Annotated in this window: 22 protein-coding genes and 3 pseudogenes; 13 read left to right on the top strand and 12 right to left on the bottom strand. The window is 67.6% G+C overall.

The window, feature by feature from the left end:
- Positions 1-26: 26 nt before the first annotated feature.
- The 8 genes and pseudogenes from GWK50_RS06330 to GWK50_RS06300 all read left to right on the top strand — a co-directional run bounded on the left by GWK50_RS06330 (position 27) and on the right by GWK50_RS06300 (position 10,080).
- A complete protein-coding gene (locus tag GWK50_RS06330; RefSeq protein WP_242455312.1) occupies positions 27-938 on the top strand; it encodes an alpha/beta hydrolase in 912 nt (303 codons plus the stop codon).
- Positions 939-1,081: 143 nt separating this feature from the next.
- Positions 1,082-1,675, top strand: a pseudogene (locus tag GWK50_RS06325) (FAD-dependent oxidoreductase); the annotation flags it as partial.
- Positions 1,676-1,783: 108 nt separating this feature from the next.
- On the top strand, positions 1,784-3,331 hold the full coding sequence (locus GWK50_RS06320; RefSeq protein WP_011117152.1) for an IS91-like element ISPps1 family transposase: 1,548 nt from the start codon (positions 1,784-1,786) through the stop codon (positions 3,329-3,331).
- A 372-nt stretch (positions 3,332-3,703) separates the two neighbouring features.
- A complete protein-coding gene (locus tag GWK50_RS06315) occupies positions 3,704-5,164 on the top strand; it encodes an alpha/beta hydrolase domain-containing protein (RefSeq protein ID WP_162015739.1) in 1,461 nt (486 codons plus the stop codon).
- Between the two features lie 246 nt (positions 5,165-5,410).
- Positions 5,411-6,067 (top strand): annotated as a pseudogene (locus tag GWK50_RS20080) (methyl-accepting chemotaxis protein); the annotation flags it as partial.
- 9 nt (positions 6,068-6,076) lie between these two features.
- Positions 6,077-7,537 (top strand): annotated as a pseudogene (locus GWK50_RS06310) (IS91-like element ISPps1 family transposase); the annotation flags it as partial.
- 795 nt (positions 7,538-8,332) lie between these two features.
- Positions 8,333-9,262, top strand: coding sequence for a LysR family transcriptional regulator (locus GWK50_RS06305; protein WP_059400306.1), 930 nt, complete (start codon positions 8,333-8,335; stop codon positions 9,260-9,262).
- A 104-nt stretch (positions 9,263-9,366) separates the two neighbouring features.
- A complete protein-coding gene (locus GWK50_RS06300) occupies positions 9,367-10,080 on the top strand; it encodes a TetR/AcrR family transcriptional regulator (RefSeq protein ID WP_059400305.1) in 714 nt (237 codons plus the stop codon).
- A gap of 39 nt (positions 10,081-10,119) precedes the next feature.
- Here the strand turns inward: GWK50_RS06300 and GWK50_RS06295 are convergent, their stop codons facing one another.
- Positions 10,120-11,361 carry a DUF1173 family protein gene (locus GWK50_RS06295; RefSeq protein ID WP_059400444.1) on the bottom strand — a complete coding sequence of 414 codons (1,242 nt, stop codon included), beginning with the start codon at positions 11,359-11,361 and terminating at the stop codon, positions 10,120-10,122.
- A gap of 274 nt (positions 11,362-11,635) precedes the next feature.
- Between GWK50_RS06295 and GWK50_RS06290 the strand changes: the two genes are divergently transcribed.
- Positions 11,636-13,105 (top strand): HNH endonuclease, encoded by a 1,470-nt coding sequence (locus GWK50_RS06290; protein ID WP_092939579.1) that lies wholly within the window; start codon positions 11,636-11,638, stop codon positions 13,103-13,105.
- 62 nt (positions 13,106-13,167) lie between these two features.
- Here GWK50_RS06290 and GWK50_RS06285 read toward each other — a convergent pair whose 3' ends face one another.
- On the bottom strand, positions 13,168-14,223 hold the full coding sequence (locus tag GWK50_RS06285) for a DUF6236 family protein (protein ID WP_059400303.1): 1,056 nt from the start codon (positions 14,221-14,223) through the stop codon (positions 13,168-13,170).
- 713 nt (positions 14,224-14,936) lie between these two features.
- Here GWK50_RS06285 and GWK50_RS06280 point away from each other — a divergent pair.
- The 3 genes from GWK50_RS06280 to GWK50_RS06270 all read left to right on the top strand — a co-directional run bounded on the left by GWK50_RS06280 (position 14,937) and on the right by GWK50_RS06270 (position 15,956).
- On the top strand, positions 14,937-15,116 hold the full coding sequence (locus tag GWK50_RS06280; protein ID WP_139222803.1) for a hypothetical protein: 180 nt from the start codon (positions 14,937-14,939) through the stop codon (positions 15,114-15,116).
- Between the two features lie 4 nt (positions 15,117-15,120).
- Entirely contained in the window at positions 15,121-15,318 is a 198-nt protein-coding gene (locus GWK50_RS06275) for a hypothetical protein (protein WP_059400301.1), read from the top strand.
- A 116-nt stretch (positions 15,319-15,434) separates the two neighbouring features.
- Positions 15,435-15,956, top strand: a complete 522-nt coding sequence (locus tag GWK50_RS06270) for a hypothetical protein (RefSeq protein ID WP_059400300.1) — start codon at positions 15,435-15,437, stop codon at positions 15,954-15,956.
- Between the two features lie 118 nt (positions 15,957-16,074).
- Here the strand turns inward: GWK50_RS06270 and GWK50_RS20075 are convergent, their stop codons facing one another.
- The 10 genes from GWK50_RS20075 to GWK50_RS06220 all read right to left on the bottom strand — a co-directional run bounded on the left by GWK50_RS20075 (position 16,075) and on the right by GWK50_RS06220 (position 24,044).
- Positions 16,075-16,422, bottom strand: coding sequence for a helix-turn-helix transcriptional regulator (locus GWK50_RS20075; RefSeq protein WP_082136761.1), 348 nt, complete (start codon positions 16,420-16,422; stop codon positions 16,075-16,077).
- 213 nt (positions 16,423-16,635) lie between these two features.
- Entirely contained in the window at positions 16,636-16,878 is a 243-nt protein-coding gene (locus GWK50_RS06260) for a hypothetical protein (protein WP_242455311.1), read from the bottom strand.
- Positions 16,879-17,147: 269 nt separating this feature from the next.
- Complete coding sequence (locus GWK50_RS06255; protein WP_059400299.1) at positions 17,148-18,023, bottom strand: site-specific integrase; 876 nt, start codon at positions 18,021-18,023, stop codon at positions 17,148-17,150.
- 306 nt (positions 18,024-18,329) lie between these two features.
- Complete coding sequence (locus tag GWK50_RS06250) at positions 18,330-18,905, bottom strand: malonic semialdehyde reductase (protein WP_059400298.1); 576 nt, start codon at positions 18,903-18,905, stop codon at positions 18,330-18,332.
- 104 nt (positions 18,906-19,009) lie between these two features.
- A complete protein-coding gene (locus tag GWK50_RS06245; protein WP_059400297.1) occupies positions 19,010-19,831 on the bottom strand; it encodes a hypothetical protein in 822 nt (273 codons plus the stop codon).
- Positions 19,832-19,868: 37 nt separating this feature from the next.
- Positions 19,869-20,255, bottom strand: coding sequence for a DoxX family protein (locus GWK50_RS06240; protein ID WP_059400296.1), 387 nt, complete (start codon positions 20,253-20,255; stop codon positions 19,869-19,871).
- Between the two features lie 54 nt (positions 20,256-20,309).
- A complete protein-coding gene (locus GWK50_RS06235; RefSeq protein ID WP_059400295.1) occupies positions 20,310-20,984 on the bottom strand; it encodes a glutathione S-transferase family protein in 675 nt (224 codons plus the stop codon).
- Between the two features lie 22 nt (positions 20,985-21,006).
- Positions 21,007-21,528 (bottom strand): flavin reductase family protein, encoded by a 522-nt coding sequence (locus GWK50_RS06230; protein ID WP_059400294.1) that lies wholly within the window; start codon positions 21,526-21,528, stop codon positions 21,007-21,009.
- 93 nt (positions 21,529-21,621) lie between these two features.
- The gene (locus tag GWK50_RS06225; RefSeq protein WP_059400293.1) at positions 21,622-22,767 is read right to left on the bottom strand and encodes an acyl-CoA dehydrogenase family protein; all 1,146 of its coding nucleotides are present in this window, start codon (positions 22,765-22,767) and stop codon (positions 21,622-21,624) included.
- A 122-nt stretch (positions 22,768-22,889) separates the two neighbouring features.
- The gene (locus GWK50_RS06220; protein WP_082136759.1) at positions 22,890-24,044 is read right to left on the bottom strand and encodes an acyl-CoA dehydrogenase family protein; all 1,155 of its coding nucleotides are present in this window, start codon (positions 24,042-24,044) and stop codon (positions 22,890-22,892) included.
- Positions 24,045-24,738: 694 nt separating this feature from the next.
- Between GWK50_RS06220 and GWK50_RS06215 the strand changes: the two genes are divergently transcribed.
- Positions 24,739-25,749, top strand: a complete 1,011-nt coding sequence (locus tag GWK50_RS06215) for an AraC family transcriptional regulator (protein ID WP_059400291.1) — start codon at positions 24,739-24,741, stop codon at positions 25,747-25,749.
- The last annotated feature ends 51 nt before the right edge of the window (positions 25,750-25,800 follow it).

The following is a 25,800-nucleotide window of genomic DNA, read 5'->3' as shown; positions in this document are numbered from 1 at the left end:
GGCGTTCGGTTGAGGAAGGATCCTGCATGAATATTTTCGAACGGCGAGAGTTTTCCGGCTTCGCTGGTGGCCCCTTGGTGGCCGACGTGTATGGGCCGGTGGGTGCGCCCACGGTGTTGCTGCTGCATGGTGGCGGGCAGACGCGCCATGCCTGGGGCAAGGCCGGGCAGGTGCTGGGTGACGTCGGCTGGTACACCGTGGCACTGGATTTGCCCGGCCACGGCGACAGCGCCTGGGCCTCGGATGGCGACTACCGCATAGAGACGCTCGCCGACACCATGTGCTGCATCTGGCGCGAGCTGGGCACGCCGCTGGCGGTGGTCGGGGCCTCCCTGGGGGGCTTGACCAGCATGGCCGCCATCGGGCGCCCTCATGCGCCGCCGATCAACGCGCTGGTGCTGGTGGACATTGCGCCGCGCATGGAAGAAGCCGGCGTCGAGCGCATCGTGAGTTTCATGCGGGCACGGCCCGATGGCTTTGCGTCGCTCGAAGAAGCCGCCCAGCATATTGCCGCCTACCGGGGCCGACCGATGGAAGGCCCGATCGAGGGTTTGAAGAAAAACCTGCGCCTCAATGCGCAAGGCCGCTGGAATTGGCACTGGGATCCGCTCATGATGAGCGAGGCCAACCACAACCACCGGCGCGACGCCGACGGCTACGAGCGCGCCCTGCGCGGTCTGCAAGCGCCCACCATGCTGCTGCGCGGCCAGCGCAGCGACGTCATCACCGAGGAAGATGCACGCGCCCTGGTGCAAACCTTGCCGCGGGCGCGCTTTGTCGACCTGAAGGGCGCCGGCCACATGATTGCCGGTGACGCCAACGATGCCTTTGTCGCCAGCGTCGCGACCTTTCTGCACGAAGTGATGCCGCCGACACAATCTGCTGACCAAATCCTGCCTTCGCGGCCAAATGCATCGATAACTGGCACCAATGGATGAAACCGACCACGGTTTGACGCCACGAATCGCAGATTTGAAAGTGAACAGGAAAGTCAATGAAATCAACGATCTACCAACACCACCTCCGCGCCAGTGCTAGCTTTTCGTACCGTCACTTATTGCACTGAAAACGAGGAGACCCCAACGTGGACATCCAGATGCGCACCAATGTGCCGCACATCTTCGCCATCGGCGACATCGTGGGCCAGCCCATGCTGGCGCACAAGGCGGTGCACGAGGCGCATGTGGCGGCGGAAGTGATCGCCGGCGAATTGCAGGGCAACAAGGAACTGGCCAGCGCCGCCTTCAACGCCCGCGTGATCCCCAGCGTGGCCTACACCGACCCCGAAGTGGCCTGGGTGGGCCTGACCGAAGACCAGGCCAAGCAGCAGGGCATCAAGGTCAAGAAGGGCCTGTTCCCCTGGGCGGCCTCGGGCCGCGCCATTGCCAACGGCCGCGACGAAGGCGTCACCAAGCTGCTGTTCGACGACAGCCCCGAAGCAGGATCAGGAGACGGCCATGCTGGCCGGGGCCACGGCAAGATCCTGGGCGGCGGCATGGTCGGCACGCATGCGGGCGACATGATCGGCGAGATCGCCCTGGCCATCGAGATGGGTGCGGACGCTGTCGACATCGGCAAGACCATCCACCCGCATCCGACGCTGGGCGAGAGCATCGGCATGGCGGCGGAAGTGGCGCATGGCAGCTGCACGGATGTGCCGCCTGCGCGCAAGTAAGTCCGCAGCCAAGCTACCCTGACAAGGCCCGAACTGGCGACGGTTCGGGCCTTGTGCTTTGCGTACCCAAACAATCGCCGCAGAATACTGTGCATTTGTACAGTATTCATGTCAGCCACTTCCAAGCCCAAGCTCTACAACCCACGCCACCCCGAACGCACGCTGCTCTACCAAATGGTAGCCGAGCACTACGAGACCTGGCTAGAGTTGGCCAGCGCGGGTCAGTTCGACGGCCAGGGCGACCACCACACCCCCAAGCCCTTCGTGCGCAAAGCGTTTGCCAAGTATCTTGAGTGCGGCATCTTTGCCCATGGCTTTGCCCGCGCTCGCTGCGGCGACTGTGGGCACGACTACTTTGTAGCCTTCTCCTGCAAAGGCCGGGGAGTCTGCCCCTCGTGCACCACGCGGCGGATGGTGGAGACGGCGGCACACCTGAGCGACCACGTTTTCCCCCGCCTGCCGGTGCGCCAGTGGGTGCTCTCCGTGCCCAAGAGGTTGCGGTACTTCATGCAACGCGACGGAGCGGTGCTGAGCATGGTGCTGCGCATCTTTCTGCGGGTGATCGCACAAACTCTGCAGACCCACAGCCCCGGTGCGGCCCATATGGACAAGGCAGGCCTGCACATCGGTGCCATCGCCTTCATTCACCGATTCGGCTCCAGCCTCAATGAACACGTCCACTTCCACGTTTGTGTGGTGGACGGGGTGTTTGAGGAAGTGGAGGGCGAGGGCGATGCTGATGCGACCCCTCGAATCTCATCGCCGGGTGTCATCTTTCACGCGGCCACCGGCATCGATGCGGCTACCGTGGCCCCAGTGCAGACCACACTGCAAAAACGCATCCTGCGCGCCTTCGTTGCTCGGGGCCTGCTGGAGAACTGTGACGCCAAAGACATGCTGGGCTACAAACACAGCGGCTTCTCGGTGGACGCCGGTGTCTGCATCGAAGCCCACGACCGCGCTGCGCTGGAGCGGCTGCTGCGCTATTGCGCGCGTCCACCGTTTTCCATGGAGCGCCTACGCAAAGAGGGAAGCAAACTGGTGTACCGCTGTGCCAAACAGCGCAGCGAGCCCACCAGTGACAAGCGTGGTGCCAAGGCAGATGAGCTGCACCTCACACCGCTGGAACTGATCGACCGCATCGCCGCGCTGGTGCCACCGCCACGCACCCACCGGCACCGCTACTTTGGTGTGCTGGCACCAAACTCGCCGCTGAGAGCGGCGGTAACGGCGCTGGCTCAGCCTGCTGCGTCGCAACCAGCCACGGTGGAGACTGCACAACCTGGCGCGGGCGTACCTGGGGTGGCGGCGCCGGGCAACGCGGCCACACCCACACCCGAACCTGAAGCACGCCCGAAGCGAGCGGCGCATTACTTGTGGGCGGTGCTGATTGCCCGCATCTACGAGGCATTTCCGCTGCTGTGCCCCATGTGCGGTGGGCAGATGCGCATCATTGCCTTCATCACCCACAGCGCCGAAATCCGCCACATCCTGAACCACATCGGGGTGGAGTCTGCCCCCCCGCACATCACCCCGGCACGCGGGCCACCGCTGTGGGAGGGCTGCGACGCGCCGGTGGATGATGGTGCGCAAGGCGAGCCGGATTGGGATCTGGCAGCTCAACCCGACGAGGTAGACCAGCGCGTCAATTGGTGACCCAGTGAAGCGGCGGTATCCATCGCTGCGGGGAAGCAGCTGCGCGCGCGCCAGGCCCAAATGCATACTGCCTCCCAAGCTCTTGCCATTGAGCGGCAAGCGAGCGCTCAACCTTCCTTGGCCGAACGTGTTTCGAGGCCCAAAACTCGTGCCATACTTGGCCTCATGCGGTTGAATTTCCTATCCGTATCGGCTACAATCCTTCGGAGACGGTGTACGCACTGGCGCACTACATCTTGGACGGGATCACTGGAGCCCGTAAAAGAGCATCCCCAGTCTGAAGGCACAGAGCACCCCCCCTCACACAGAAGCGGCCAATCCCGACATGGATGGGCGGGGCGCCCATTTGCAAAATATTCAACGGAGACATGCATGAAATCTACACACAAACGACTGCGATTCCTTTGGGCGTCTCTCCTGGCAACCGCACTGGCAGGGGGTTGCGGCGGCGGTAGCGGTTCCCAAGACAACACCAGCAGCAGCGTGCCTGTTCCATCGATAGAGGCCATTACAGCGGGTGGAACCACCTTCAATGCCAGCCCAGTCTCGCTGGAGGCCGCGAATTATTCTGAAAAGGAGTTCTACGTTCGCGGAACAGCCAGCCGCTATCGGATCAGCAACCCCATGACGGATGCGGAGGTGATCGACAGCGGGCACCCCTATACGACCCGTGTTGTGGTCCGTGCACCCACTGACCCTGCAAAATTTAATGGCACTGTCGTGGTGGAGTGGCTGAATGTCACCACGGGGCAAGATCTCGACGTTGTCTTCGGCGCCACCCATGACTTGATTACGCGTGAGGGGTACGCCTATGTTGGCGTCACCGCTCAGCGCGTTGGCGCTCAAACGCTACGGCGATGGAATTCAACCCGTTATGGGATCATTTCACTCGATGCACCAAACGTTGATCCAAAGACGGGCACTGACATTGACCCAGCGGGCGGTGTGCAGGCAGGTGGGGATGTCCTGGCCTGGGATGTGATGTCACAGATCGGCCAGGCCCTAAAGAAGGGATCGTCCACATTGCTCCCGGGCTTGCAAGTAAGGCGGGTGCTTGCAGCTGGTGAGTCGCAGTCGGCGGCGAAGTTGGAGAGATATCACAACACCATTCATCCCCTTCATAAGGTCTACGAAGGCTTCCTTCTGTATGACCGAGGCACACAGCTTCGGGCCGATGTGGGCGTCAAGGTTCTGTCTGTGGGCACAGAGTTCAGTGCCACCCTGGCTGGTCCACCGCAGGCAGATGATGCGGACAATCGTTGGTGGGAACTTGCCGGTGCGTCGCATGTATCGCTGGCTGAGTTGACGGGGTACATTGATCCAAGCACATTGCGTGATGGTGTCTTTCGCAATGGCGCAGGTACTGCAATCTCTCTAACCAACGTGATCGAGTCGGGCAACTGCGCTACGTTACCCCTATGGAGTCAGGTACCGAACGGCCCGATTTTGTCGGCGGCACTCTCTGCACTCAGTACTTGGGTCGGTGGCGGTCAAGCACCTGCTTCAGTGCCACGTTATGTCTATGGCAGCGGCGGTGTATTTGAGCGTGGCACAGACAACCGGGTTGTGGGAGGACTTCGCACCGCCTTGTTCGACGTTCCGAGGGCCATGAACCTAGGAACCAACAGTGGCAGCCTCTTTTGCCAGTTGGCGGGATCCAGTGTCAATTTCAGTGACGCTGAGATGTGTTCTCGCTACGGTAGCCCAGCAAACTATCTTGCCCAGTTTCGCGCTTTAACAGACCAAAACGTCACTGATCGCGTCATGCTCAGGCCTGACGCTGACAGGCTGATAGCCGAGGCGTCGGCTGTGACCTTCAGTTGTGCGCCCTGAAAGGGGCATCTGCGATGCCCCTGCACCCGCCGTCTATGCGAACTTGTTGCCTGCCTCGAGTAGCTACAACCCTTCGCAGACGGTGTATGCGCTAGCGCACTACATAGGCGATCGCATCAACCGGGCCCTTGTCATGGCTTGATCGCCCGCTCTTTCGGTGGTTGGGTACCCAGTGCGCTTAACACTGGGCCCCAAGTGCGACGGACCGCCTGCCCGGGCGGCCCGGCACCCAACAGGAATGCGTCTATGCGTACGACCAAGAAGGCCAGCGCGTTCTGGCTGCGGCTCGCTTGGGCCATGGCCTGGCTGCTGTCGCTGGGCGCAGTGGTCGCGCCACAGACCTCTGCGCCGCACCGCTACCTACACGGGCTGGTGGCGCTGTGTCTCACTGCGCTGGCCTGGCCCACGGGGCGGCAGCGGATGGCGCTGCAGGCACCTGCCGTTCCGCCACCGGCCGAAGCACCCCCACCAGCGCCACAGCCGGCGCCACACTCGGCGCCAGCCCAGATCGAAGCGACACAACTGAGCAAGCTGGCCCAAGACACCCGGGCACTGAGCGATTCACTCGCGCACTGCTTGGCCGACATGGCAAGCGCCACCACCCTGGCGCAGGCCTCGGGCCAGCGCATCAACGACAGCGCCAACGCGACGCAGCGCCTGGAAAGTGCGGTGCTCAGCCTGCAGGTGCATGTGATGGGCTCCTCCGAGGTGTTTGCTGAACTGCAGGCCAAAGCAACCCAGATCGGAAACATCGTCGCCACCATCCAATCCATCGCCCAGCAAACCAATCTGCTGGCCATGAACGCGGCCATTGAAGCCAGCCGGGCCGGGCCGGCAGGTCGGGGTTTCAGCGTGGTGGCCGGCGAAGTCAAGAAACTGGCCGGACGAGCCGATGCGGCCACCAGCGAGGCCAGCTGGCTAGAGTTGGCCAGCGCGGGTCAGTTCGACGGCCAGGGCGACCACCACACCCCCAAGCCCTTCGTGCGCAAAGCGTTTGCCAAGTATCTTGAGTGCGGCATCTTTGCCCATGGCTTTGCCCGCGCTCGCTGCGGCGACTGTGGGCACGACTACTTTGTAGCCTTCTCCTGCAAAGGCCGGGGAGTCTGCCCCTCGTGCACCACGCGGCGGATGGTGGAGACGGCGGCACACCTGAGCGACCACGTTTTCCCCCGCCTGCCGGTGCGCCAGTGGGTGCTCTCCGTGCCCAAGAGGTTGCGGTACTTCATGCAACGCGACGGAGCGGTGCTGAGCATGGTGCTGCGCATCTTTCTGCGGGTGATCGCACAAACTCTGCAGACCCACAGCCCCGGTGCGGCCCATATGGACAAGGCAGGCCTGCACATCGGTGCCATCGCCTTCATTCACCGATTCGGCTCCAGCCTCAATGAACACGTCCACTTCCACGTTTGTGTGGTGGACGGGGTGTTTGAGGAAGTGGAGGGCGAGGGCGATGCTGATGCGACCCCTCGAATCTCATCGCCGGGTGTCATCTTTCACGCGGCCACCGGCATCGATGCGGCTACCGTGGCCCCAGTGCAGACCACACTGCAAAAACGCATCCTGCGCGCCTTCGTTGCTCGGGGCCTGCTGGAGAACTGTGACGCCAAAGACATGCTGGGCTACAAACACAGCGGCTTCTCGGTGGACGCCGGTGTCTGCATCGAAGCCCACGACCGCGCTGCGCTGGAGCGGCTGCTGCGCTATTGCGCGCGTCCACCGTTTTCCATGGAGCGCCTACGCAAAGAGGGAAGCAAACTGGTGTACCGCTGTGCCAAACAGCGCAGCGAGCCCACCAGTGACAAGCGTGGTGCCAAGGCAGATGAGCTGCACCTCACACCGCTGGAACTGATCGACCGCATCGCCGCGCTGGTGCCACCGCCACGCACCCACCGGCACCGCTACTTTGGTGTGCTGGCACCAAACTCGCCGCTGAGAGCGGCGGTAACGGCGCTGGCTCAGCCTGCTGCGTCGCAACCAGCCACGGTGGAGACTGCACAACCTGGCGCGGGCGTACCTGGGGTGGCGGCGCCGGGCAACGCGGCCACACCCACACCCGAACCTGAAGCACGCCCGAAGCGAGCGGCGCATTACTTGTGGGCGGTGCTGATTGCCCGCATCTACGAGGCATTTCCGCTGCTGTGCCCCATGTGCGGTGGGCAGATGCGCATCATTGCCTTCATCACCCACAGCGCCGAAATCCGCCACATCCTGAACCACATCGGGGTGGAGTCTGCCCCCCCGCACATCACCCCGGCACGCGGGCCACCGCTGTGGGAGGGCTGCGACGCGCCGGTGGATGATGGTGCGCAAGGCGAGCCGGATTGGGATCTGGCAGCTCAACCCGACGAGGTAGACCAGCGCGTCAATTGGTGACCCAGTGAAGCGGCGGTATCCATCGCTGCGGGGAAGCAGCTGCGCGCGCGCCAGGCCCAAATGCATACTGCCTCCCAAGCTCTTGCCATTGAGCGGCAAGCGAGCGCTCAACCTTCCTTGGCCGAACGTGTTTCGAGGCCCAAAACTCGTGCCATACTTGGCCTCATGCGGTTGAATTTCCTATCCGTGCGCGCAAGGCGTCGAGGAGGTTCGCCCCAGGCTCGACCTGGACGACACGATTGAGGGGCTGAACGAGGACTTCCATGCTGCGTGGGGCTGGCTTTTTGTTATGCACCGAACAAACGCCATGATTGACTCCCGCAGCAGATCAGCCAATAGAATCGCTTGAATGTGCAACATCACTCCGAATGATGTTGCCCCGCTTCCGCCCCCGGAACCCGCCTGCGCGGCACCGGCTCTCCCCGCCGCAGGGCGATGCAAGGCCACCCGCCGTCCCGCGCCAGCCCGCGCCGCTGCGCGCATCCAGGCCCTTTGCGCGCCATCACTCTGCGTTGTCCGGCCCCGCCGGCCCCGCCCTGCCCTGCGCCCCGATGCGCACGCCGCAAAAACTTCCGCCCAGCCCGATTCATCCTTTACATGAGCATGGTTATTTATAATCCTAGTCAGTTCATGTGATAAGGGCCCCTGGGGTCCACAACGGAGACAGCATCTTGAGCAGCAGAAACAGTGGCGGCCCGAAGCATGGGGCTGCCGGAACGCGGGCCGGGACGGGTTGCGCCGCGCGGCCCGCGCGCAGGCCCGCGTCCATCACGACCCCGGTGGAGAGGACATCCCTTGGAGCTCTCTGACATCGACCTGAACCAGCTGGTGCTGTTTCACCAGCTCATGGTGGAGCGGCGGGTCTCCAAGGTCGCGGACAACCTCAACCTCACCCAGCCCGCCGTCAGCAACTCCCTGGCCAAGCTGCGCCGGCTGTTCGGGGACGAACTGTTCCTGCGCACTTCCTCCGGGATGGTCCCCACGCCCTTCGCCGAGCAGTTGGCCGAGCCGGTCGGCTACGCCCTGGCGATGATCCACAGCGGCATCAACCAGCAGAATGACTTCGACCCGGCGAAGCTGAACCGTCCGGTCACGATCGGGATGACCGACATCGGCGAGATCGTCTTCCTTCCCGCGCTGGTGGAGCGCCTGACCCGCGAAGCGCCGGGCGCCACACTGAACACGGTACGCAACACCGCCGTCAACCTGCGCGACGACATGGAGTCCGGGAAGGTGGATCTCGCCATCGGTCTCCTGCCCCAGCTCAAGGCGGGCTTCTTCCAGCGGCGGCTGTTCCGGCAGCACTATGTCTGCCTGTTCCGCCAGGGCCACGCACTGGACCGGAAGCGGCTGTCGCTGGCCGACATCAAGGCCGCCCAGCACCTCGTGATCGTCTCGGCAGGGACCGGCCACGGCACGGTGGACGAGCTGATCCGCCGGGCCGGCGTCGACCGCACCACGCGCCTGACCATCCCCCATTTCGTGAGCGTCGGCCACATCCTGCAGCGCACCGACCTGATCGCCACCGTGCCGGACAAGCTCGCCGACCGGCTCGCCGAGCCGTTCGGCCTGACGTCCCGGCCGCATCCCGTGGCCCTGCCCGAGATCTCGATCAATGCCTTCTGGCATGCGAAGGTGCACCGCTCCCCCGTCAACCAGTGGCTGCGCGGCGTGGTCTTCGACCTCTTCGGCGAGGACCGCGCGCGCGAGCGGGCGATCGCCTAGAGGGGTCGCCACCGCCCGCGGCCGGCGGGCCTTGCCGGCCCAGGCCCCTTGGACCGTTTTCCCACCCCAGTCATGGCCCCACCCGGCCGGCTCCACCACAGAACATGGCTTCCTCCAATCCCGCTCCCTCCAGGTCACCGGCAAAGGCACAGCGTCGCGGCGCAAAGGCGCCGGGCGTCAAGCCGCAGCCCCACAAGCCCGCCGGGCTGCGCGAACGCCACAAGCAGGACAAGCTGCATCGCATCAAGACCGCGGCGCGCAGCGTGTTCATCTCGAAGGGCTTCGACGGCGCGACCACGCGGGAGATCGCCCAGCTCGCGGAGGTCTCGCACGCGACGGTCTTCCTCTACGCGCAGGACAAGCGCGATCTGCTGTTTCTCGTGTTCAACGAGGACATGGACGACGTCCTCGCCGAATCCTCGGCGGCGGTCAAGAAGCCCGGCCCGCTGATCGACCGGCTGCTGCGCTGGTACGAGCCCTTCCTGCGCTTCTTCAGCACCGAGGCCCCGATCGGCCTGCTGAAGCTGCATGAGCGCGGCAACGCGGACATCGGCCCGACGCCGCAAAGCGTGAGCGTGGACCGGCGCAAGGAGATCGTGCAGCGGGAGCTCAGCAACCTGTTCGAGGCCGCGATCCGTTCGGGCGAGCTCGCCAGCACCGTGGACCCGATGCTCGCGACGCGCGTCGTGCGCTCCGTGTTCTACGGAGAGCTGGACCTGTGGCTGCGCTCCCACCCGCATCCCAGCATGGCGCGCGGGCTGCGCGACCTGCGCGCCGCGCTGACGCTGATCGTCTCCGGCATGCTCCCGCGCAAGTAGGCCCATGGACCCAGGCCGTCCGGCCCGCCTGCCCTCCGTTCACGGCCCCGCCCCGCGCAGCGCCCGCATGCCGCCCCCCGGCGGCGCCAAACGCGCCTCTGGCAACGCGGGCATGGGCTCGTCGAGGCGCCAGATCCACGCACCCGCGGCCTGCGCCATCTTCTCCTTCGTCGCGCGGTCCTTCGCCGGCATGAAGGCACTGACCACGTGCAGCGGCAGGGGCTGGCCGCCGGCGTCCAGCAGCAGCGCATTGGGGAAGGCGGCCGCCGTCCGGGCGTCGTAGCGCAGCGGCTTGACGAAGCGCCGGCGCTGCGCGACGAGGGCATGCAGCAGGCCCAGCTCGTGCACGCCCTCCACGGGAATCCACTGCTCGCTGGTGAGCATCAGGCTCGCCGCGTCGACCTCGTAGGTGTGCTCGCGCCGCGCCCGGATCAGCGCCGCGATGACGAGGTGGACCCGTCTGCCGGTGTCGGCGTCGCAGGCCTCGAACAACGGGGCGAACGCACGCTCGATGCGTTCCCAGGTCCGGGTCGCCACCAGCAGGGGGGCATCCGGCGCATGCTTGATCCAGAGCCGGCGGCCGAGCGCCGTCGCGTCGCACGCCTTGAATTCACCGAGCACGAGCGCGAGGGGGCTCTGCCCCTCGCGTGGATGCAGCACGGCCAGCTTCTCCCTGCGCCGCCGCGCGGCCTCCTCGCGCCCGCTCTCCGAGAACGGCTCGGGCACGTACAGCCGCTCGGCCAGCGCCACGCCCCGGATGGTGATGCTCTCGGAGGCCTCCAGCAGGTACTTGTGCAGGACGCCCTGGTTGCGCTTGCCCTCCATGGCGGGCGACCAGCGGTTGAAGCCCGCGCTCTGGAACAGGAAGTGCATCAGCGCCCGCAGGGTCATGCGCCGCCGCCCGACGGCCACCTCGGCGGTATCCTGCGCCTCGCCGCGCGGCACCGCGCGGCCCGCCACGCGGCTCCAGGGGAAGCTCACGCGCAGTTCGAAGCATCCCGGGCTGGACTCGACGACGGCCTCGCCCAGGAGCTCGCCGAGGCCGGACTGGTGCGCATCGGGCTCGTAGGACGGGCATCCGGGATGGTGCCGCCCTCCCGAGCCCGGCATGCGCTTGAGCACGAACTGTCGGTGGCGCGCGACATACATCTCCACCCCTTCGGGACAGCACAGGCACCGCGGCCGCTGCGGCGACTCGTAGGCCAGCGCGAGCGCCTCCTGCAGACGGGGATCGTCCGCATCGAATTCGCTGCCGGCGATGGCGAACCGCTGGATGTCCATGGGCGAAGGGATGGCTTGCCCCATCGTCGGCCGCCATGCGGCGCGGCGCAAGCCGGAATGCCGCTGAAATCGAGGCGATATCGGCGCCATGTCGCTGTCCGCCCGGCGCCAGGCCCGCTGTCCGCGGCGTCCGGCGACCGGCACACGCCGCCACCGCGGCCCGCGCATCCCGGCGGAGCACGACAGCCGCGCTACGATAGGCGCAAAAGGGGGTGCGCCGGAAGGAACGGTGCAAGAGCAGCTGGTCTGCGCGGCGCATCCCGGATTCCGCTCCATGCCTTCATCGCCCAGCCCCGCCCCAGGCCGCCCGACGGCGGCCGCCCGCCGCATCCACACGCCCGCGCTCTCGGAGCAGCCCGCGGCGCTGGCCGCCGGGTGGCTGACCTGCTCCTACCTGCTCGCCCAGCGCGGAGCCATCGACATGGGCATCGCGGCCCCGTGCAAGAAGACCCTGCGGGAACTGCTGGACGGGCTCTGCGACGCCGACGCGCTCGGGCTGCTCGAGCGCGACAACCGCTGCGACCTCGAGGGGCACGTGCTCTACCTGGTCACGGAGCGGATCCGCGTCGGCCGGCTGCCGGGACCGCTGCTCGCCGCCGGCGTGGACCCGGATCTGCTGGAGGAACTCGCGGCCACGGCGGGCCTCACCGACGTCGTGTTCGTGCCGCGCACCGCCGAATGCCTGGCCACGTACCTCGCGCGCCACCCGGACTCCGCCGCCATCGTGCTGCGCGAGGAGAGCGGGGACGCTTCCGCCGCGACCAGGGAGAACGAAGCCGCGGCCCGGTGGTATGACGAGCGCTACGACGAAATCGCGCATGGCCTCCTGCGCTCCACGTCCAGGCCGCAGTACCTCGGCGGCGATCTCTCGCCGCGGCGGTGCCGCTACTGCGGCAGGACCGACCCCGAGACGTCCTTCCGGGACAAGGCCCATGCGTTTCCGGAGCAGATCGGCAACAAGGCCCTGATCGACCGCCGGGAGTGCGACGCGTGCAACCGGCACTTCGCGCGCATGGTCGAGGACGACTACGCCAAGTGGACCTTGCCCATGCGCGCCACCGGGCGCGTCACGGGCAAGGGGCTGCCTTCGTTCAAGTCCCGCGACCACCAGATGCGCATCGACGCGCGGGGCCCTCGGAACCTGGCGATCCGCCTCGGAGAGAAGGACCCGCGCCACCGCCTGGACGAGGAGACGCGCACCGTCACGCTGCAGCTCGAGCGCCAGCCCTACGTGCCCATGGGCGTCTTCAAATGCCTCGTCAAGATGGCGCTGGCCGTCATGCCCGAGCCCGAGGCGGGTGAATGCGATCACCTGAAACGCTGGATCCTGGCGCCCGCGCACACCTTCGAAAGCTATCCCTACCGCCCGCTGCGGCTGCTGGAGCAGTTTCTTCCGGGCCCGATGCCCAATGACCAGTTCCAGTACGCCCTGCTGCGCCGGCGCCCCGGCCATGCCGACTGCCCCTACCTGATCTTCGTGCTGCAGTTCTCCAACGTGCTGCACCAGATCGTGCTCCCGATGCACGACCAGGACCGCGCGCTCATCGAGCAAGGCCATTGCGAGGTCCCCTTCTTTCCGCACATTGGCGGGACGGCCGGCCATGTCCAGGCCTACGGCCGCAGCCAGGCCCGCGTGCGCGACCTCAGCGGAACGGCCGCCGTGTCGGGAGAGCAGCAAAGCCTGAGCTTTCGCTACGCGCAACGCATCGACCAGCCCCCGCCCCCGGCCCCGGCCCCGGCCTAGCGGCGCCTGTGCCGCGCCCCTACCCTCCGCCCCCGCCGACCGGAAGCAAGGGCGGCGGGACCCTAGTCGTTCATGAACTCCTCGAACTTGCGGTGCAGCAGCAGGCTCGGCGTGCGGGTCAGCCGCTCGGCGTCGACCAGGTACGACCCCACCGACTTCGGCTTGCGGACCAGTTCACGCGTCGCGAGGGCCGCCACGGCGCCCGCCAGCGTGCCCACGCCCAGCCCGAACGGCGTGTACGGACCGCCGCCCCCGAGCCCCGGGAGCGAGAGGAAGGCAGCCGCGACGGGCAGCCCCACGGACAGGATGCTGTATACGCCCTCCTTCCGGAAGAAGCCCAGCGACGCCCGGTACTCCGCCTTCGCCCGCTCGAAGCGCCGCACGAAGTCCGCCACGATGTAGCGGGCGTGCTGCTTGTTCTTGCAGCGGGAGATCTCCGCCTGCAGCTGCTGCAGCTCCCGTTGAAACGCATGCCGGAGCTCCACCGTGTCCTCGCGGTAGCGCAGGATGGTGTCGATGGGCACCTCGGCGAGGTCCCTGGGAAGAAGATCGACGACCGCCAGGTTCGCGAGGTAGGCGTCGGCACGCTCGTCGGAAACCGCCTCGGTGAAGGCCCCGTCGTTCGCGAAATAGGTCCCGACGGCCCAGCAGTCGGAGGAGTCCGTGGTCAGCTCCAGCGCGCGGCGCTGCGCCACCGAGGCCGCCAGGTAGAACATGTAGCCGCCGGCATGCTCGTGGGGCACCTCGAGGAAGCCGTCGGCGGTCAGGCGCTGCGCCAGCTGCTCGAACAGCGGCAGGAGCTTGGCGTCGATCTTGTCCGGATTGATGCGGGTGAACGCCTCGGAAGAGAAGCCGGCGGGCCAGGCCAGGCGGGTCCGCTGGGACTCCCGCAGCGCGTAGAAGTCCAGGAAGCGGTGGGCCGCGCTCGACTTCTCCGCGGCATCGACGGCCAGGTTCAGGATGACCCCTTCGGCCACCGCCGTCGCCACCTCCGGCGGGTCCTGCGGGACGTATCCGCCGGGAACGATGCGGTGCACGCGGTCCCAGACCAGCAGCGAGCGCTTGAGCGCGTCGAGATCGTTGAATTCGATGGTGGGATAGTGCAGCGCCTGTGGCATATCGCTCGCGAGACATGGAGTGGAAGAATGCGGGGCGGGCCCGGCCCCGCGCATCGTATCGCCCCGCGGCCCGGCCTGGCGCAGGCGCGTTGCCAGCCCCTCCAGGACCGGCGCATGGGCTGGCGGGACCCGGCGGCCCGTGGGTCCGTCCGTCCGCGGGTCCGGGTCCCCCGCCCGGCCGCCGCACGGTGCGTCGCTCGTCGCCACCCCGAAGCGCTTGCTGCCGCGTGCCCTTCGGAACGGAAACGTGGCGCGTGTCCGCGCCCCGCTTGCGGCCTGCGGCCAAGCGGACCGATAGTGCCATGGCTACCCGTGGGCATCGAGTCCACCCAGCCTTCATCGGGGCCTGCACGCAGGCCCAATGAAGTCCAGCCTCGCTGGCGTCGCGATCGTTACTCGCCTTGCAGTGCGCCGGATCCGTCCGGCCCGGTCATGCGAATGACCAGAGACCCGGTCCGGCCTTGCGCCGGACCGCGAACCGTGGCGCGTCCTCTCCTTGAGGCGCGCCACTGCGTGCCGGATGGGGCAGCGGCTTCGGTCGCTGCGCCATGCGGCCCAGAGCGAGTGCCGCACCCGCCAGGGCGCAGGCGTTCATGGCGTGCCGCCAGGTATCGCCGCAAAGCGCCTCGGCCCCGCTGAGGCATCCCAGACGGGGAACATGTTTCCCCGGCATGGGGAGCGGTGTCCCCCTTTTTTCATGGAAGGAGGACACCATGATCACGAATGTGATGAGAGCCCAGCGCGCCGTGTGCGTGCTGTTGGGCGGATCCGGGTCGCGCGCCGCGCAGCTCCCGGCCCCCCGCCGGATTCCGATGTTGTTCAAGCCCTGGTCCGGCACGGCGGCGCAAGCTCCCCGGCAAGACCAGGCCGAGTCTGCCACGGCCCAGGCCTGATCGCATGATCGACCGCTACCGCAGGCAGATCGCAGCCACGGTCGTCCAGCTCGCGAAGGACGACCCGGGGCTCGTGAGGGCCGTGATCGTCCAGCGGCGCAGGCTGGGCGACATCGAACCAGATGACCTGGCGTACCTTGAACGGATCGCCAGCCGATGGATGAGGATCGCCGAACAGGCGCGTTCGGGTTTCCGGCGCTGAAGCCTGCAGCCCGCTGCACGCACGGCGCCGCCGCCGCGCCGTTCGCGATCCTCCGCGGCCACGCCGGGCGGCCCTGCGTCCTCCGATGTTCAACACCAACCACGGGAGGCTTAGCCATGCCCCAAGAGAAGTCCCCTGCCCGTCACCGGCTCGAAACCATCGAGCGGCAGGAAGAGAAGATCTGGGTGGAGTTCTACCCCGAAGTGCGCCGCGATGAGACCCTCGCCGCGGAGATCCTGACGGAACTCGAACGCGACGAGACGCTCCGGCGCCGCCATCGCGGCCTGTACCTGTGCTGCCAGCGCTGCATCCGGCTCCATGAAAGCCGCGAGACACGCAACCGCCGCATCGGCAGGGCCGTGCGCAGCCTGCTGCGGGCCGTGTTCATTTCGTTCCCGAGGGCGGTCGCCGAGACGCTGGGCCAAGGCCGCAACGTCGCCGTGGCCTGCCTGCCGGAAATGGAAGAAGAGCCCGCAGCGCCCCAGGTCAGGCGCCTGATGGAGAGTGACGCCTACGCCCAGGCAGAGAAGTCCTTCAGGGAACGCGCCCGCAAGGCCGCGGACAAGACCGACACGGGCACGCACGCGCTCGCCGCAGAGGACACCGCCCCGGCGGTGCGGCCATCGGCGGCAGGCTGAGCCCGCCGCCCGCCAGAGACCGAACGCCCTGCGCGCCGCCCATGCGGCGCGCACGGGCGCATCGGCGCTCGCCCGGCCCCGACTGGACAGCGGGCTGGCGCGCCAACAAACGCCGCACTCACCCCGCCCTGCCCTTCTTTCCGCGCTCCAACCCCGTTCTCCCGCCTTTCGTGGCCACCTCGTCGCCCAGCCGCGCGCCACTGCGCTGCTTGGGACTGCGCCGCGCCTTGTCGGCGGAGGGTGTGCGGTCAAACTCCAGCAGCGCCGACGGGGGAACCCTCAAGGTCTCTGCAAGCACGCAGATGTTGCGCAGCGCCACGTTGCGCAAGCCTCGTTCGATCTCGCTGAGGTAGCTCCTCGACATGCCGCTGTCGTAGGCCAGCGCCTCCTGCGACACCCCGGCGTTGCGGCGCGTCGCTGCCAGGTGGCGCCCAAAGCACACGAGGGGGTCGTATTCCAGTTCCATAGCACTCCTTTGATCCGTACGCTATCGGATCACTTGCTATGGAGCTACTCGATATGAGAGCACTCGCTATAAGCGCACTCGCTATGAGTGCACCCTCTATAAGTGACATTCGCGCGCGCTGACCGCCTCCCGGATACCCCCGGTTCGCCATGGCCGCGGGCCGGAATGTGAGGCCCCGTCCTTCAGCCGGACGCCGCCGACGCCGCTACCGCCTCAGCGGCCGCCCTGGCGCGCATCCGGACGCCCGACGCATGCGTCGAGCTGTCCGTCGATGAGCCAGTGCAGAAAGGCAGTGGCATACGACGTTCCATGGTAGTAGCCCTTGCATTGCGCGACATAGCGCTCGAGATCGGCGAGCGTGCGGATGTCCGCCGGCTCGAAGTCGGTGATCTCTTTGAAGACCTCGGCCTCGCGCCGGGTCAGGCGTATCTGGTTGCCGCAACGAAGCATCGTCATGCACTCCCGGGACGGTGGGACTGCCATGTTCACGCAAAGTTCGACCGTTGTGCGAACGGCCGCGCCTCGCCATGGCAAATCGCACCCCGGTGCGACCGCCATCGGTCCCCGGTCCGATCCTGGTCTCAGTCGTCACGCTGCCCGCATGCGCCGTCGGCACTCCTGCAGGCCGGACCCCACCCTCCTGCCATGCCGCAGGGCGCCGGGCCCCGCGGCGTAGGTGAACGCTCCGCGAGCAACCGGGACTTGCCGGGCAGCGAGCACGCCCCCTAGACCAGCCCCTCCATGAGCTGCTCCAGGCTCGGCCGCGGGCACCGGGGCGGCCGCACGTCGCGGATCCCCAGCAGCTCGCCGATCTGCTCCTCGTCCGCGCCCCGGCGCACCAGGCGGTGCATCACCGTGTGGCGCACGTTCTGCGCCGACAGGCCGGGGATGCCGATCCGCCGGAAGATCTTGCGATAGGCATAGTGGATCTCCTCGCAGAGGTAGCGCATGCCCGATGCGGTCGGAATGCGCTCTATCGGAAAGGCAGCGCCTTCCTGCGTCAGGAAGAGTGCCTGCACCGGGTCCAGCCCCCGGTAAGCCAGCGGCTGGGCCCCGGCGGATCCCGGGGCCCGCACCGCGAGATAGGCGTCGATGGCCTCGCGCGCCGGCACGCTGGTGAAGTACAGGGGGCGGCTGCGGCGGTTCACCGCCACCTCGGCGCGGACCTCGGAATGCAGCCTGACGGTGCCATCGTCGTTCAGGTAGTCCCGCACCTGCATGCGCGCGACCTCGAGGGGCCGCGCTCCGGTCGCGAGCAGGATCCACACCATGGCCACGTCCCGCTCGGGTGTCGCCGTGTGCAGCCGCGCGCGCCGCATGGCGGCCTGGATGTCCTCGTCCGAGAGGATCACGGGCGCATCCGTCTTCCCGGCCGGCGCCATGGGCCCATACCGCTGCAGGGCCGACTCGATGGCCAGCCGGTGCGCGCGCAGCGTGCGCACGAACACCGCGCGGCTCTCGTTGAGGCCCTCGACGCCGATCTCGCGGACCAGCCGGAGCACGAGCGCCTTGACGCGCCGCTCGACCCCGGTGCGCGTCATGCCATGCTCGCGGGCCACCGCCTCGTAGGTCATGCCCCCGAGCACGGCAAGCAGCAGCATGGTGGAGAGTTCCAACCGTTCCGAATCCATATCGAGCCATCCGCCCAGCTTCCATCTGAGCCCGATGCTCCGGATTCGCGCCCGCTGGCGCCAGCCCGAAATTGCTCCCAATTGGGGGCGATTTCGGGAGCAGGCCCGCGCTGTCCATCGCAGCGCCTTGCGCCCGAAGCGGAAACCCGCCAAGCCGGCCGGCGGACACCGCGTCGCCGAGGACAGCCCGTGGCCGTCCCATTGACCCAGGTCAAGGCCCGCGCGAGGCCCGCGCGGGTCCGGGACAGCAGACCCGCGCCGGGCGAAGCCTGCCCTTCAGGCGAGCCGGCAGACCTCGTCGAAGGCGAGGCGCGGCAGCCGCGGATGGACCTTGGACGGGTCGCCCTTGCCCAACGTGCAGAGCACGTTCGTCCTGACCTGCGTGCCGGGCCAGAACTGCGCGTCGACCTGGTCGGCATCGAAGCCGCTCATCGGGCCACAGTCCAGTCCGAGCGCCCGGGCCGCGATGATCAGGTAGGCGGCCTGCATCGACGAATTGCGAAACGCCGTGGCTTCGATCATGGGCGCGTTGCCCGCGAACCAGCTGCGCGCGTCGACGTGCGGCACCAGCCTGGGCAACTGCTCGTGGAACGCCATGTCCATGCCGATGATCGCCGTCACGGGCGCGGAACGCACCTTGGGCTGGTTGGCCGGGCTCACGCATTCCACGAGCCTGGCCTTCTCCGCTTCCGAACGCACGAAGACGACGCGCGCCGGCTGGCAGTTGACGGACGTCGGCCCCCATTTCATGAGGTCGTAGAGGGAACGCAGCATCGCGTCGGGCACCGGCGCGTCGAGGAAGCCGTTCTGGCTTCGCGCCTCGGTGAAGATCTGCTCGGTCGTGATGTTCATGGGAATGATGCTCCTCGGAAGAATGGTGCCGTCAGGCCGGCCCGGCCGCGGCGATGAACGTGGCCACCGCGCCCCCGGGTGCTGGCGGCGGTCTTGGGGCCCGGTCAGCGCAGGCCCAGGATCTCCGGCCCGTGGGCCATCCACCAGGCCGAGCCCCATAGCAGGTGCACGGCCGCCGACAGCGGAAGACACACCGCGAGCCAGATCCACCAGGCGCGCGGGACCCTGCGGTGCCGGACCAGGTCGTAGACGAACAGCGGCGCCACCCACAGCAGCGTGTACAGGTCGGACGCGGCCGGGCTTTCCGGGTAGGTGCCAGGCAGCGGGATGCGGTCGATGCCCGCGCCCAAGGGCCAGACCGTGGCCAGGACCAGGAGGCGCTTGTGTGTCTGCGGATCACCGGTTCGCACCCACAGGGCCCAGGCGATCAGCACGGCAAACACGACGCCGGCGCGGATCTGCGACAGGGGCCGGTTCGGGATCCACGCCTGCAGCAGTTGCAGAAGGGCGGGTTCGGTGCCGGCCGGGGGCGCCGCCAGCATCTGGTGGATCGGCCGGTCGACGACGGGCACGAGCAGGACGCCGCTGAGGACCATGGCGGGAGCCACCAGCAAGGCCAGCATGCCGAGCCGCCGGTGCAGCCAGGGCGCGCCCGTGGCCACGAGGACGGACTGCACGAGCAGAAGGGCCAGCCAGCCGCCCATCAACACGGCATGGACGTGCAGCACGGGCGGCATCGGCCCCTGCTCGCCCGCGCGCACGGAAGCGAGCTTGGCGATCGAGCTGGGGACGAAGCCCGCCAGGGCCGTGGCCACGAACAGCGCGGCCATGAAGACGAAGATCCAGCGGTCCGCGAACGCGGCACCTGCGCTCCGGGCCGGTGCGCCGCGACCCAGCTGGGCGCTGGCAATGTGGTGAGTGCTCATGGTGGCTGCCTCATGGTTCTGCGTGCCGCACGCGCACCTACAGCGGCCGTGCGGACGCCGCCGCGGCAATCGCGAGCAGCCCGGCCATGATCGCGATGTTGTTCGCGAAATGCTGGACCTCGTTCGCGCGCTCTTGGGCCGGCGCGGCCCAGAAGTTATGGTTCAGCGGGGTGATGATGGCGGTCAGGACGAGCAGGACCAGCGCCGCAGGCACGATGCCCCGGCCCAGGATCAGCGCGCCGCCGCCGGCGACCCAGACCAGGATCGTGACGATGAGCAGCGGTCCCGGCACCGGCACGCCCTTGGCCGCCATGAGTCCCGTGACCATCTTGAAGTCCTTCGCCAGGCCGAGGGCCGTGACCAGGTAGAACAGGGCGACGACGACCCTCGCAGTCGCTGCTCCCCAGACGCTGAATGTCTCCATGGATACTCCGTTCATGTTCTTGCGATGGATCCGGGCGGACCGTGCGGACACCGGTCAGCCTTCCTGCGTCTGCTGGACCAGCCCCCGGCTCAGCCCGAGCACCGGCGGGAAGTCGGGCACCGCTGCGCTCGGGCGTGCGGAGAAGCGCCGATACCAGCCCTGGAGGCTGGGGCAGTCCTCCGGGATCGGGACGCCGAACAGCTCGGTCGTGGTCTGCAGCAAGGCAAAGCCGACGCAATCGGCGGTGGTCAGACGATCGCCGGTCAGGAACGCCCCGCCCCGGTCCGCCACCATGCGCTCGAGCAGCTGCAGCTTGCCGAGCCATGCCGCCATCCCGGCCCGCGCGACCGCCTTGTCCTGCGCCACCTCGGCCGCGAACAGCCGGCTGCCGTTGAAGGCCCAGATCCGCAGATAGACGGTGGCCTCCTCGATGACGGTGATGAACTCCCGCGTGCGCGCGCGCTCCACCGGGGTCGCGCCGATCAGGTCGGGCGAAGGGAAGCGTTCCTCCAGGTACTCCAGGATGGCGAGCGAGGAGCCGATGACCTGCCCGTCGCCGATGTCGAGCGCCGGGACGGTGCCGGCGATCGTCACGCCTTCGATGATGCGCCGCGTCCTGTCCGGCGGCGGGGCGACCTGCACGCGTTCGATGCCCTCGATGCCCTTCTCGGCAAGGTAGACGCCGACGCGGCGGGGATGGATGGACCAGGGTACTTCGTACAGCTTCATGATGGCTTGTCTCCGGCGAGGCTCAATGGGGCGTGACTGGCAGGAGGCGTCCCAGCGAGCCGTCGCCCCAGCCGAGGATGTCCTGGTCGCCGGACGAGAACATGTCGAACACCTTGCCGATGACCACGTCGTGCGTTCCGTACTGCGCGACCTGCTCGATCCTGCAGAAGATGCTCGCCGGCGCGTCGTCGAGATACCAGAGCCCCTCGTGGACCTTCCATGCCGGGTCCTTGAAGCGCTGCTCCCGCAGCCTGGGGTCGCAGAAGGGCCGGAAGTGCGGCTCCGTGGCGCTGTTGAGCAGGTTCACGCAGAACAGGCCGGCCGCGCGGACATGCCGGTACGCCGATCCGTCGCGGTTGATCGAGATGGCCATCGAGCAGGGTTCGAGGGCCACGGGCATGATGGCCGACATGGCCAGCCCGACCGGCTCTCCGAACTCGTCGAAGCTGGTGACGATGCTCACGGGCGCGGGGGTGAAGCGCAGCACGCGCTTGAGCCGGTCCGGGATTTCCGGGGGCTTGGCGATTTCAATCAATTGGGTCATCTTGGGAGCTCTTGTGGGTGGGGGCGCCAGCGGCACGGGCCGACGCCATGTGCGACGGCAGGGCCGGCCGCGCGGCCGGGTTGTCTTCAGGGGCTAACCGCGCTTGAGGGCCAGCAGGCCGGCATCCTTGCCCGCCAGCGTCGCATTGAGCGCAGCGTGGTTGGCCGCCGCCCGGACGTCGCGCAGCGCGCGTGACAGGCGGTTGTTGTAGATCCCCTGGCCCCCGCTGAGCTCGAATACCCGCTCGAGCGCGCCGAGGCACAGCCTGGAAATCGTGGAGGTTGCCGAGCGGTTGCGCAGGATCTGCTCGGGCGGCATCGCCTGCCCGCTCAGCACGATGGGCTCGCACTCGCACGTGATCTTCTGGAGCAGTTCCCAGGCATAGGTCACGTCCCCGACCGCGCTGCCGACCACCGTCTGGAACAGCTCCAGCTCCGCCGGCGGCCGCCCGCCGAACTTGCCGGGGCTGTTGCGGATGCTCTCCACGAAACTGTCGATGCCGCCGCGCGCCGCGCCAACCATCGCGCTCTGGAGGCTGTGCGGCGCCAGGCCGCTGAAGAAGTCTTGCAGGTCGACCACGCGCACCTCGGGCACGAAGGCCCCGGCGACCTCCAGTGTCTTGCTGCCGGTGCCCGCGAGGCCCATCACGAACCAGTCGTCGTGGATCGCATAGTCGCTGCGGGGGACCAGGAACAGCTTGCGCGCCGGTGCCCCCTTCTCGTCGAGGACCACGCCGCCGAGCAAGGCCCAGCTCGCATGGTCGGTGCCGCTCGAGAAGGGCGACTTGCCGCTGATCTCGTAGCCCCCATCGACCTTCCTCGCCTGCAGCGTGGGAGCGAATGCGGAGGAAACCAGGGCCTTCCTGTCATCGCCCCAGACCGCGGCCTGCGCTTCGGCGGGGAAGGTGCCCACCACGACGGAGTGGCCCGCCAGCACGCAGTAGATCCAGCCGGTCGAGCCGCAGCCGCGCGCGAGCTCGTAAACCAGTTCGTACAGTTCGTGGAAGCTGCGGCCCAGTCCGCCCCACTGCGGCGGCTGCACGAGCCGCATCAGGTCCGCATCGTAGAGCTCGGCGATGGTCTCGCGCGGAATGCAGCGCTCGCGGTCCGTCTGCTCGGCGCGCGCCTCCGCCTTGCGGCTGATCCGGCGGGCGCGCTCCAGGAGCTCGGCGTGCGATGGCGCCGCGGCGGCGGTGGCGCTCGCCTTCGGCGAGGGATTCAGTACAGCGTTGTTTGACATCTCGGATTCCTTTTTCAATCTGGTTCAACGACTCGCGCCTGGCACTGCCGAGCGCGCGGCGGGACGCGGCGACGGGAGGGCGGAGCCATCCCGCCGCAAGGTCGCCCGCCCTCGCCCGGGGCTCAGAAGAGCGGGTAGGTCAGCGGCAGGCCGAGGTGGTGTTTGCCGTGCAGTTCGCGGGTCGCGTCCCAGTCGACGAATGCATGGACCGACACGGTGTTGAGATCACGCCAGATGCGCTGCAGCGCCTGGTCGTTGTGGAAGCTGGACGCCCCCGAGGCGCCCATCATGGCGTTCACGGTTTCCCGGCTGTGCTTCGAGATGAAGGCCGTCAGCCCCTTCAGCTTCAAACGCTCGTCCACGGTGAATGGACGGCCGGCCAGGATCTCGGCGGCGTGGCCGTAGACGGCACGCGCCAGCTCGTCGGCGGCACGGGTGGCGATCTGGAACTCGCCCAGCATGATCTGGGCATGCTGCTGCTCCTTAACCACCGCCCCGGTGAAGTTGCGGACCCGGCGCTCGACGGTTTCCTCGTAGGCCCGCAAGGCCCCCTTCAGGCACCCGACGATCACCGGAGCGAAGGTGCAGTACACCAGCACGAAGAAGGGAATCGAGTACAGCGGGTTGTCGTAAAGGCGGGACCCCGCCGTCGGACCTTCGTAGAACTCGCCCATGGCGGCCGAACGGTGGTCCGGCACGAACACATTGGTGGCGACGTAGTCGTTGCTGCCGGTTCCCGACATGCCGGCGAAGTGCCAGTTGTCCTCGACCTGGACCTGCGCCACGGGCAGCAGAAAGCCGCGCTGCTGGCCATCCTCGGCCATGCCGCCGATCATGACCCAGTCGGCATGCATCACACCCGACCCCCACAGCGCCCGCCCGCTCAACTCCCAGCCGCCGTCCACCTTGCGCGCCTTCATGTTGGGGGCCGAGGCCGCCGGCAGCAGCACATAGCCCTTCTTCCCGAACAGCTCCTCGTGCGCCCGCTCCGGGAACTTCGGCACATAGATGTTGTGCATGATGTAGAAGGCGGCGATCCAGCCCGTCGAAGGGCAGGCCTCGCTGATGATCTCGATCACCTCCAGCGCGGTGGACAGGCTCGCTTCGGCGCCGCCCCAGCGCTTGGGCACGAACATCTGCACGATACCCGTCTCGATCAGTTCCTGGATGGAATCGTCGTGCGGCTTGCGCCGGACCGCCGCCTCGGCAGCACGGGCTCGGATGCGCGGAGCGATCTCTCTCGCGCGCTGGATCAATTCGGAATCAGTATTTGGCATTCTCGGCACCTTCTAAGGACGTGGAGTACGGGAGACTCCTCCGCCTGCGGCGGGGCCGGGCGGGACTCAGGACCGAGTGAGGTCATGCGCGGCCGGGCTCTTTTGCTTTCGCGGCCCGGTCCTTCGCAAGCGGAGTTGTCTCTTGGTGCATAGCATCTCAGCACCCCCTCCAGCACGCCATCCGCTTTTTGCAGCGGCTATCCCGGGTCTACATCTTCTTGATGTGTGTCGGGTTCCTCGGCCCCGTCCATGGCACATCGCATGTGCCGTGTGCCAGCGCGCGGGGCGCGCCGGCCGCGGAGCGCGTCGGGCCTCGATCCGGGCAGGAAGCCAGGGCACCCGCCGCGCAGCGGCTCCTCCTCCTTCCCGGGCGCCCGCTCGGCCGGAGAGTGCCTTGCCCGGCACGCTGCCGCCACAAGCGGGCGGAGTCCGGCTTCACTACCGGCAGGGCTGCGGCAACCGCCCCCTCGGGGGCTGCGGGATGTCCCGATGCCACTTCCCCGCGCTTCATGGTATTTTGGATTGATATGAGCTAGATCATTTTCAATCATGATCATTTTTTTGGGTTCGCCTGCATTGAAGCCGGTGCCTTGGGCGAGCCACGCAAGGCAGCCGGCGGGCGGAAGGTGCTGACGAGAAGATGCCCGGACGCGCGTCGATGCGCCGCACGGGTCGACCGACAAGGAGACAAGGGATGCCAAGTTCCGGGTTTGCGGAGACCTTCCGGTCCCAGGCACTGCTGTCGCGCCAGCTGTTTCAAACGCACGACCCCGACGAGGCCCGCAGCCGCGTCGGCGAGGTGCTTTCGCCGCACGAGCTCCGGGTCCTGGACACCGGGGACGCCGTGGACACGCGCATGTACCGCGTCACGCTGGGATCGATTTCGCTGCACCGCCTCAGCTACGGCGCCGCCGTGGAGGTCCGCCCCGGACGCATGGAGAACGCCTACCTGGTTCAGATGCCGATCTCGGGCTCGTGCGTCGTGCGCTGCGGAGACACCACCGTCGATTCCAGCCCGGGCGTGGGCACCGTGGTCACGCCCACCGAGCCGCTGCACCTGCTGGGGCACAAGGGGTGCGACCAGATCATCGTGCAGATCGACCGCTCCCTGCTGGAGCGGCATTGCGGACAGCATCTCGGACGGGACCTGTCGAAGCCGGTGAAGTTCGCCCCCAGGATGGCGCTCGATGGTTCCCAGATCGAGCCCTGGCGCCGCCTGATCGAGCTTCTGGTGAGCGAGGCGGCCCACGACAGCGGCATGCTGGCGTCGCCGGCGGCGCGATCCAACCTGGAGCAGATGCTGGTCAGCGCCCTGCTGTTCGGACAGTCGAACAGCCTCAGCGACGAACTGCGGCGCCCGACGCCGCCGATGGCCCCCTACTACGTGCGCCGCGCCGAGGAGTACATCCACGCCCATGCAGGCGAGCAGGTCAGCATCGCGGACGTCGCGGAACACGCGGGCGTGAGCATCAGCGCTCTCTATTCCGGCTTCAAGAATTTCCGCGACACGAGCCCCGCGGCGTTCCTGAAGTCGATCCGCCTCCAACGCGTTCGCGCCGAACTGCTCGAGGGGGCTTCCCGCGACGAGACGGTCACCGGGGTGGCGATGCGCTGGGGATTCACGCACCTGGGCCACTTCACCGCCGCCTACAAGCACAAGTTCGGCGAAGCGCCGTCCCAGACGCTGCGCCGCTCCATTCGCTGACGGGCGGGCGCGTGCCAGCCCCGGCGGCGGCCGGGCCGCGAGAGGCCCAGC

The organism is Acidovorax sp. 210-6, assembly GCF_010020825.1.
In the GTDB taxonomy this organism is placed as follows: domain Bacteria; phylum Pseudomonadota; class Gammaproteobacteria; order Burkholderiales; family Burkholderiaceae_C; genus Simplicispira; species Simplicispira sedimenti.
This window is presented reverse-complemented; position numbering and strand designations above follow the sequence as displayed.

What these genes read in the sequence shown, in the direction of transcription:
- GWK50_RS06220 (WP_082136759.1), bottom strand. Translation starts at nt 24,044, where the DNA reads ATGCCAAATACTGATTCCGAATTGATCCAGCGCGCGAGAGAGATCGCT.
- GWK50_RS06320 (WP_011117152.1), top strand. Translation starts at nt 1,784, where the DNA reads ATGTCAGCCACTTCCAAGCCCAAGCTCTACAACCCACGCCACCCCGAA.
- GWK50_RS06240 (WP_059400296.1), bottom strand. Translation starts at nt 20,255, where the DNA reads ATGGAGACATTCAGCGTCTGGGGAGCAGCGACTGCGAGGGTCGTCGTC.
- GWK50_RS06245 (WP_059400297.1), bottom strand. Translation starts at nt 19,831, where the DNA reads ATGAGCACTCACCACATTGCCAGCGCCCAGCTGGGTCGCGGCGCACCG.
- GWK50_RS06330 (WP_242455312.1), top strand. Translation starts at nt 27, where the DNA reads ATGAATATTTTCGAACGGCGAGAGTTTTCCGGCTTCGCTGGTGGCCCC.
- GWK50_RS06290 (WP_092939579.1), top strand. Translation starts at nt 11,636, where the DNA reads ATGCCTTCATCGCCCAGCCCCGCCCCAGGCCGCCCGACGGCGGCCGCC.
- GWK50_RS06285 (WP_059400303.1), bottom strand. Translation starts at nt 14,223, where the DNA reads ATGCCACAGGCGCTGCACTATCCCACCATCGAATTCAACGATCTCGAC.
- GWK50_RS06215 (WP_059400291.1), top strand. Translation starts at nt 24,739, where the DNA reads ATGCCAAGTTCCGGGTTTGCGGAGACCTTCCGGTCCCAGGCACTGCTG.
- GWK50_RS06315 (WP_162015739.1), top strand. Translation starts at nt 3,704, where the DNA reads ATGAAATCTACACACAAACGACTGCGATTCCTTTGGGCGTCTCTCCTG.
- GWK50_RS20075 (WP_082136761.1), bottom strand. Translation starts at nt 16,422, where the DNA reads ATGGAACTGGAATACGACCCCCTCGTGTGCTTTGGGCGCCACCTGGCA.
- GWK50_RS06250 (WP_059400298.1), bottom strand. Translation starts at nt 18,905, where the DNA reads ATGAACATCACGACCGAGCAGATCTTCACCGAGGCGCGAAGCCAGAAC.
- GWK50_RS06270 (WP_059400300.1), top strand. Translation starts at nt 15,435, where the DNA reads ATGCCCCAAGAGAAGTCCCCTGCCCGTCACCGGCTCGAAACCATCGAG.
- GWK50_RS06275 (WP_059400301.1), top strand. Translation starts at nt 15,121, where the DNA reads ATGATCGACCGCTACCGCAGGCAGATCGCAGCCACGGTCGTCCAGCTC.
- GWK50_RS06225 (WP_059400293.1), bottom strand. Translation starts at nt 22,767, where the DNA reads ATGTCAAACAACGCTGTACTGAATCCCTCGCCGAAGGCGAGCGCCACC.
- GWK50_RS06255 (WP_059400299.1), bottom strand. Translation starts at nt 18,023, where the DNA reads ATGCTGCTGCTTGCCGTGCTCGGGGGCATGACCTACGAGGCGGTGGCC.
- GWK50_RS06235 (WP_059400295.1), bottom strand. Translation starts at nt 20,984, where the DNA reads ATGAAGCTGTACGAAGTACCCTGGTCCATCCATCCCCGCCGCGTCGGC.
- GWK50_RS06295 (WP_059400444.1), bottom strand. Translation starts at nt 11,361, where the DNA reads ATGGACATCCAGCGGTTCGCCATCGCCGGCAGCGAATTCGATGCGGAC.
- GWK50_RS06280 (WP_139222803.1), top strand. Translation starts at nt 14,937, where the DNA reads ATGATCACGAATGTGATGAGAGCCCAGCGCGCCGTGTGCGTGCTGTTG.
- GWK50_RS06260 (WP_242455311.1), bottom strand. Translation starts at nt 16,878, where the DNA reads ATGACGATGCTTCGTTGCGGCAACCAGATACGCCTGACCCGGCGCGAG.
- GWK50_RS06230 (WP_059400294.1), bottom strand. Translation starts at nt 21,528, where the DNA reads ATGACCCAATTGATTGAAATCGCCAAGCCCCCGGAAATCCCGGACCGG.
- GWK50_RS06300 (WP_059400305.1), top strand. Translation starts at nt 9,367, where the DNA reads ATGGCTTCCTCCAATCCCGCTCCCTCCAGGTCACCGGCAAAGGCACAG.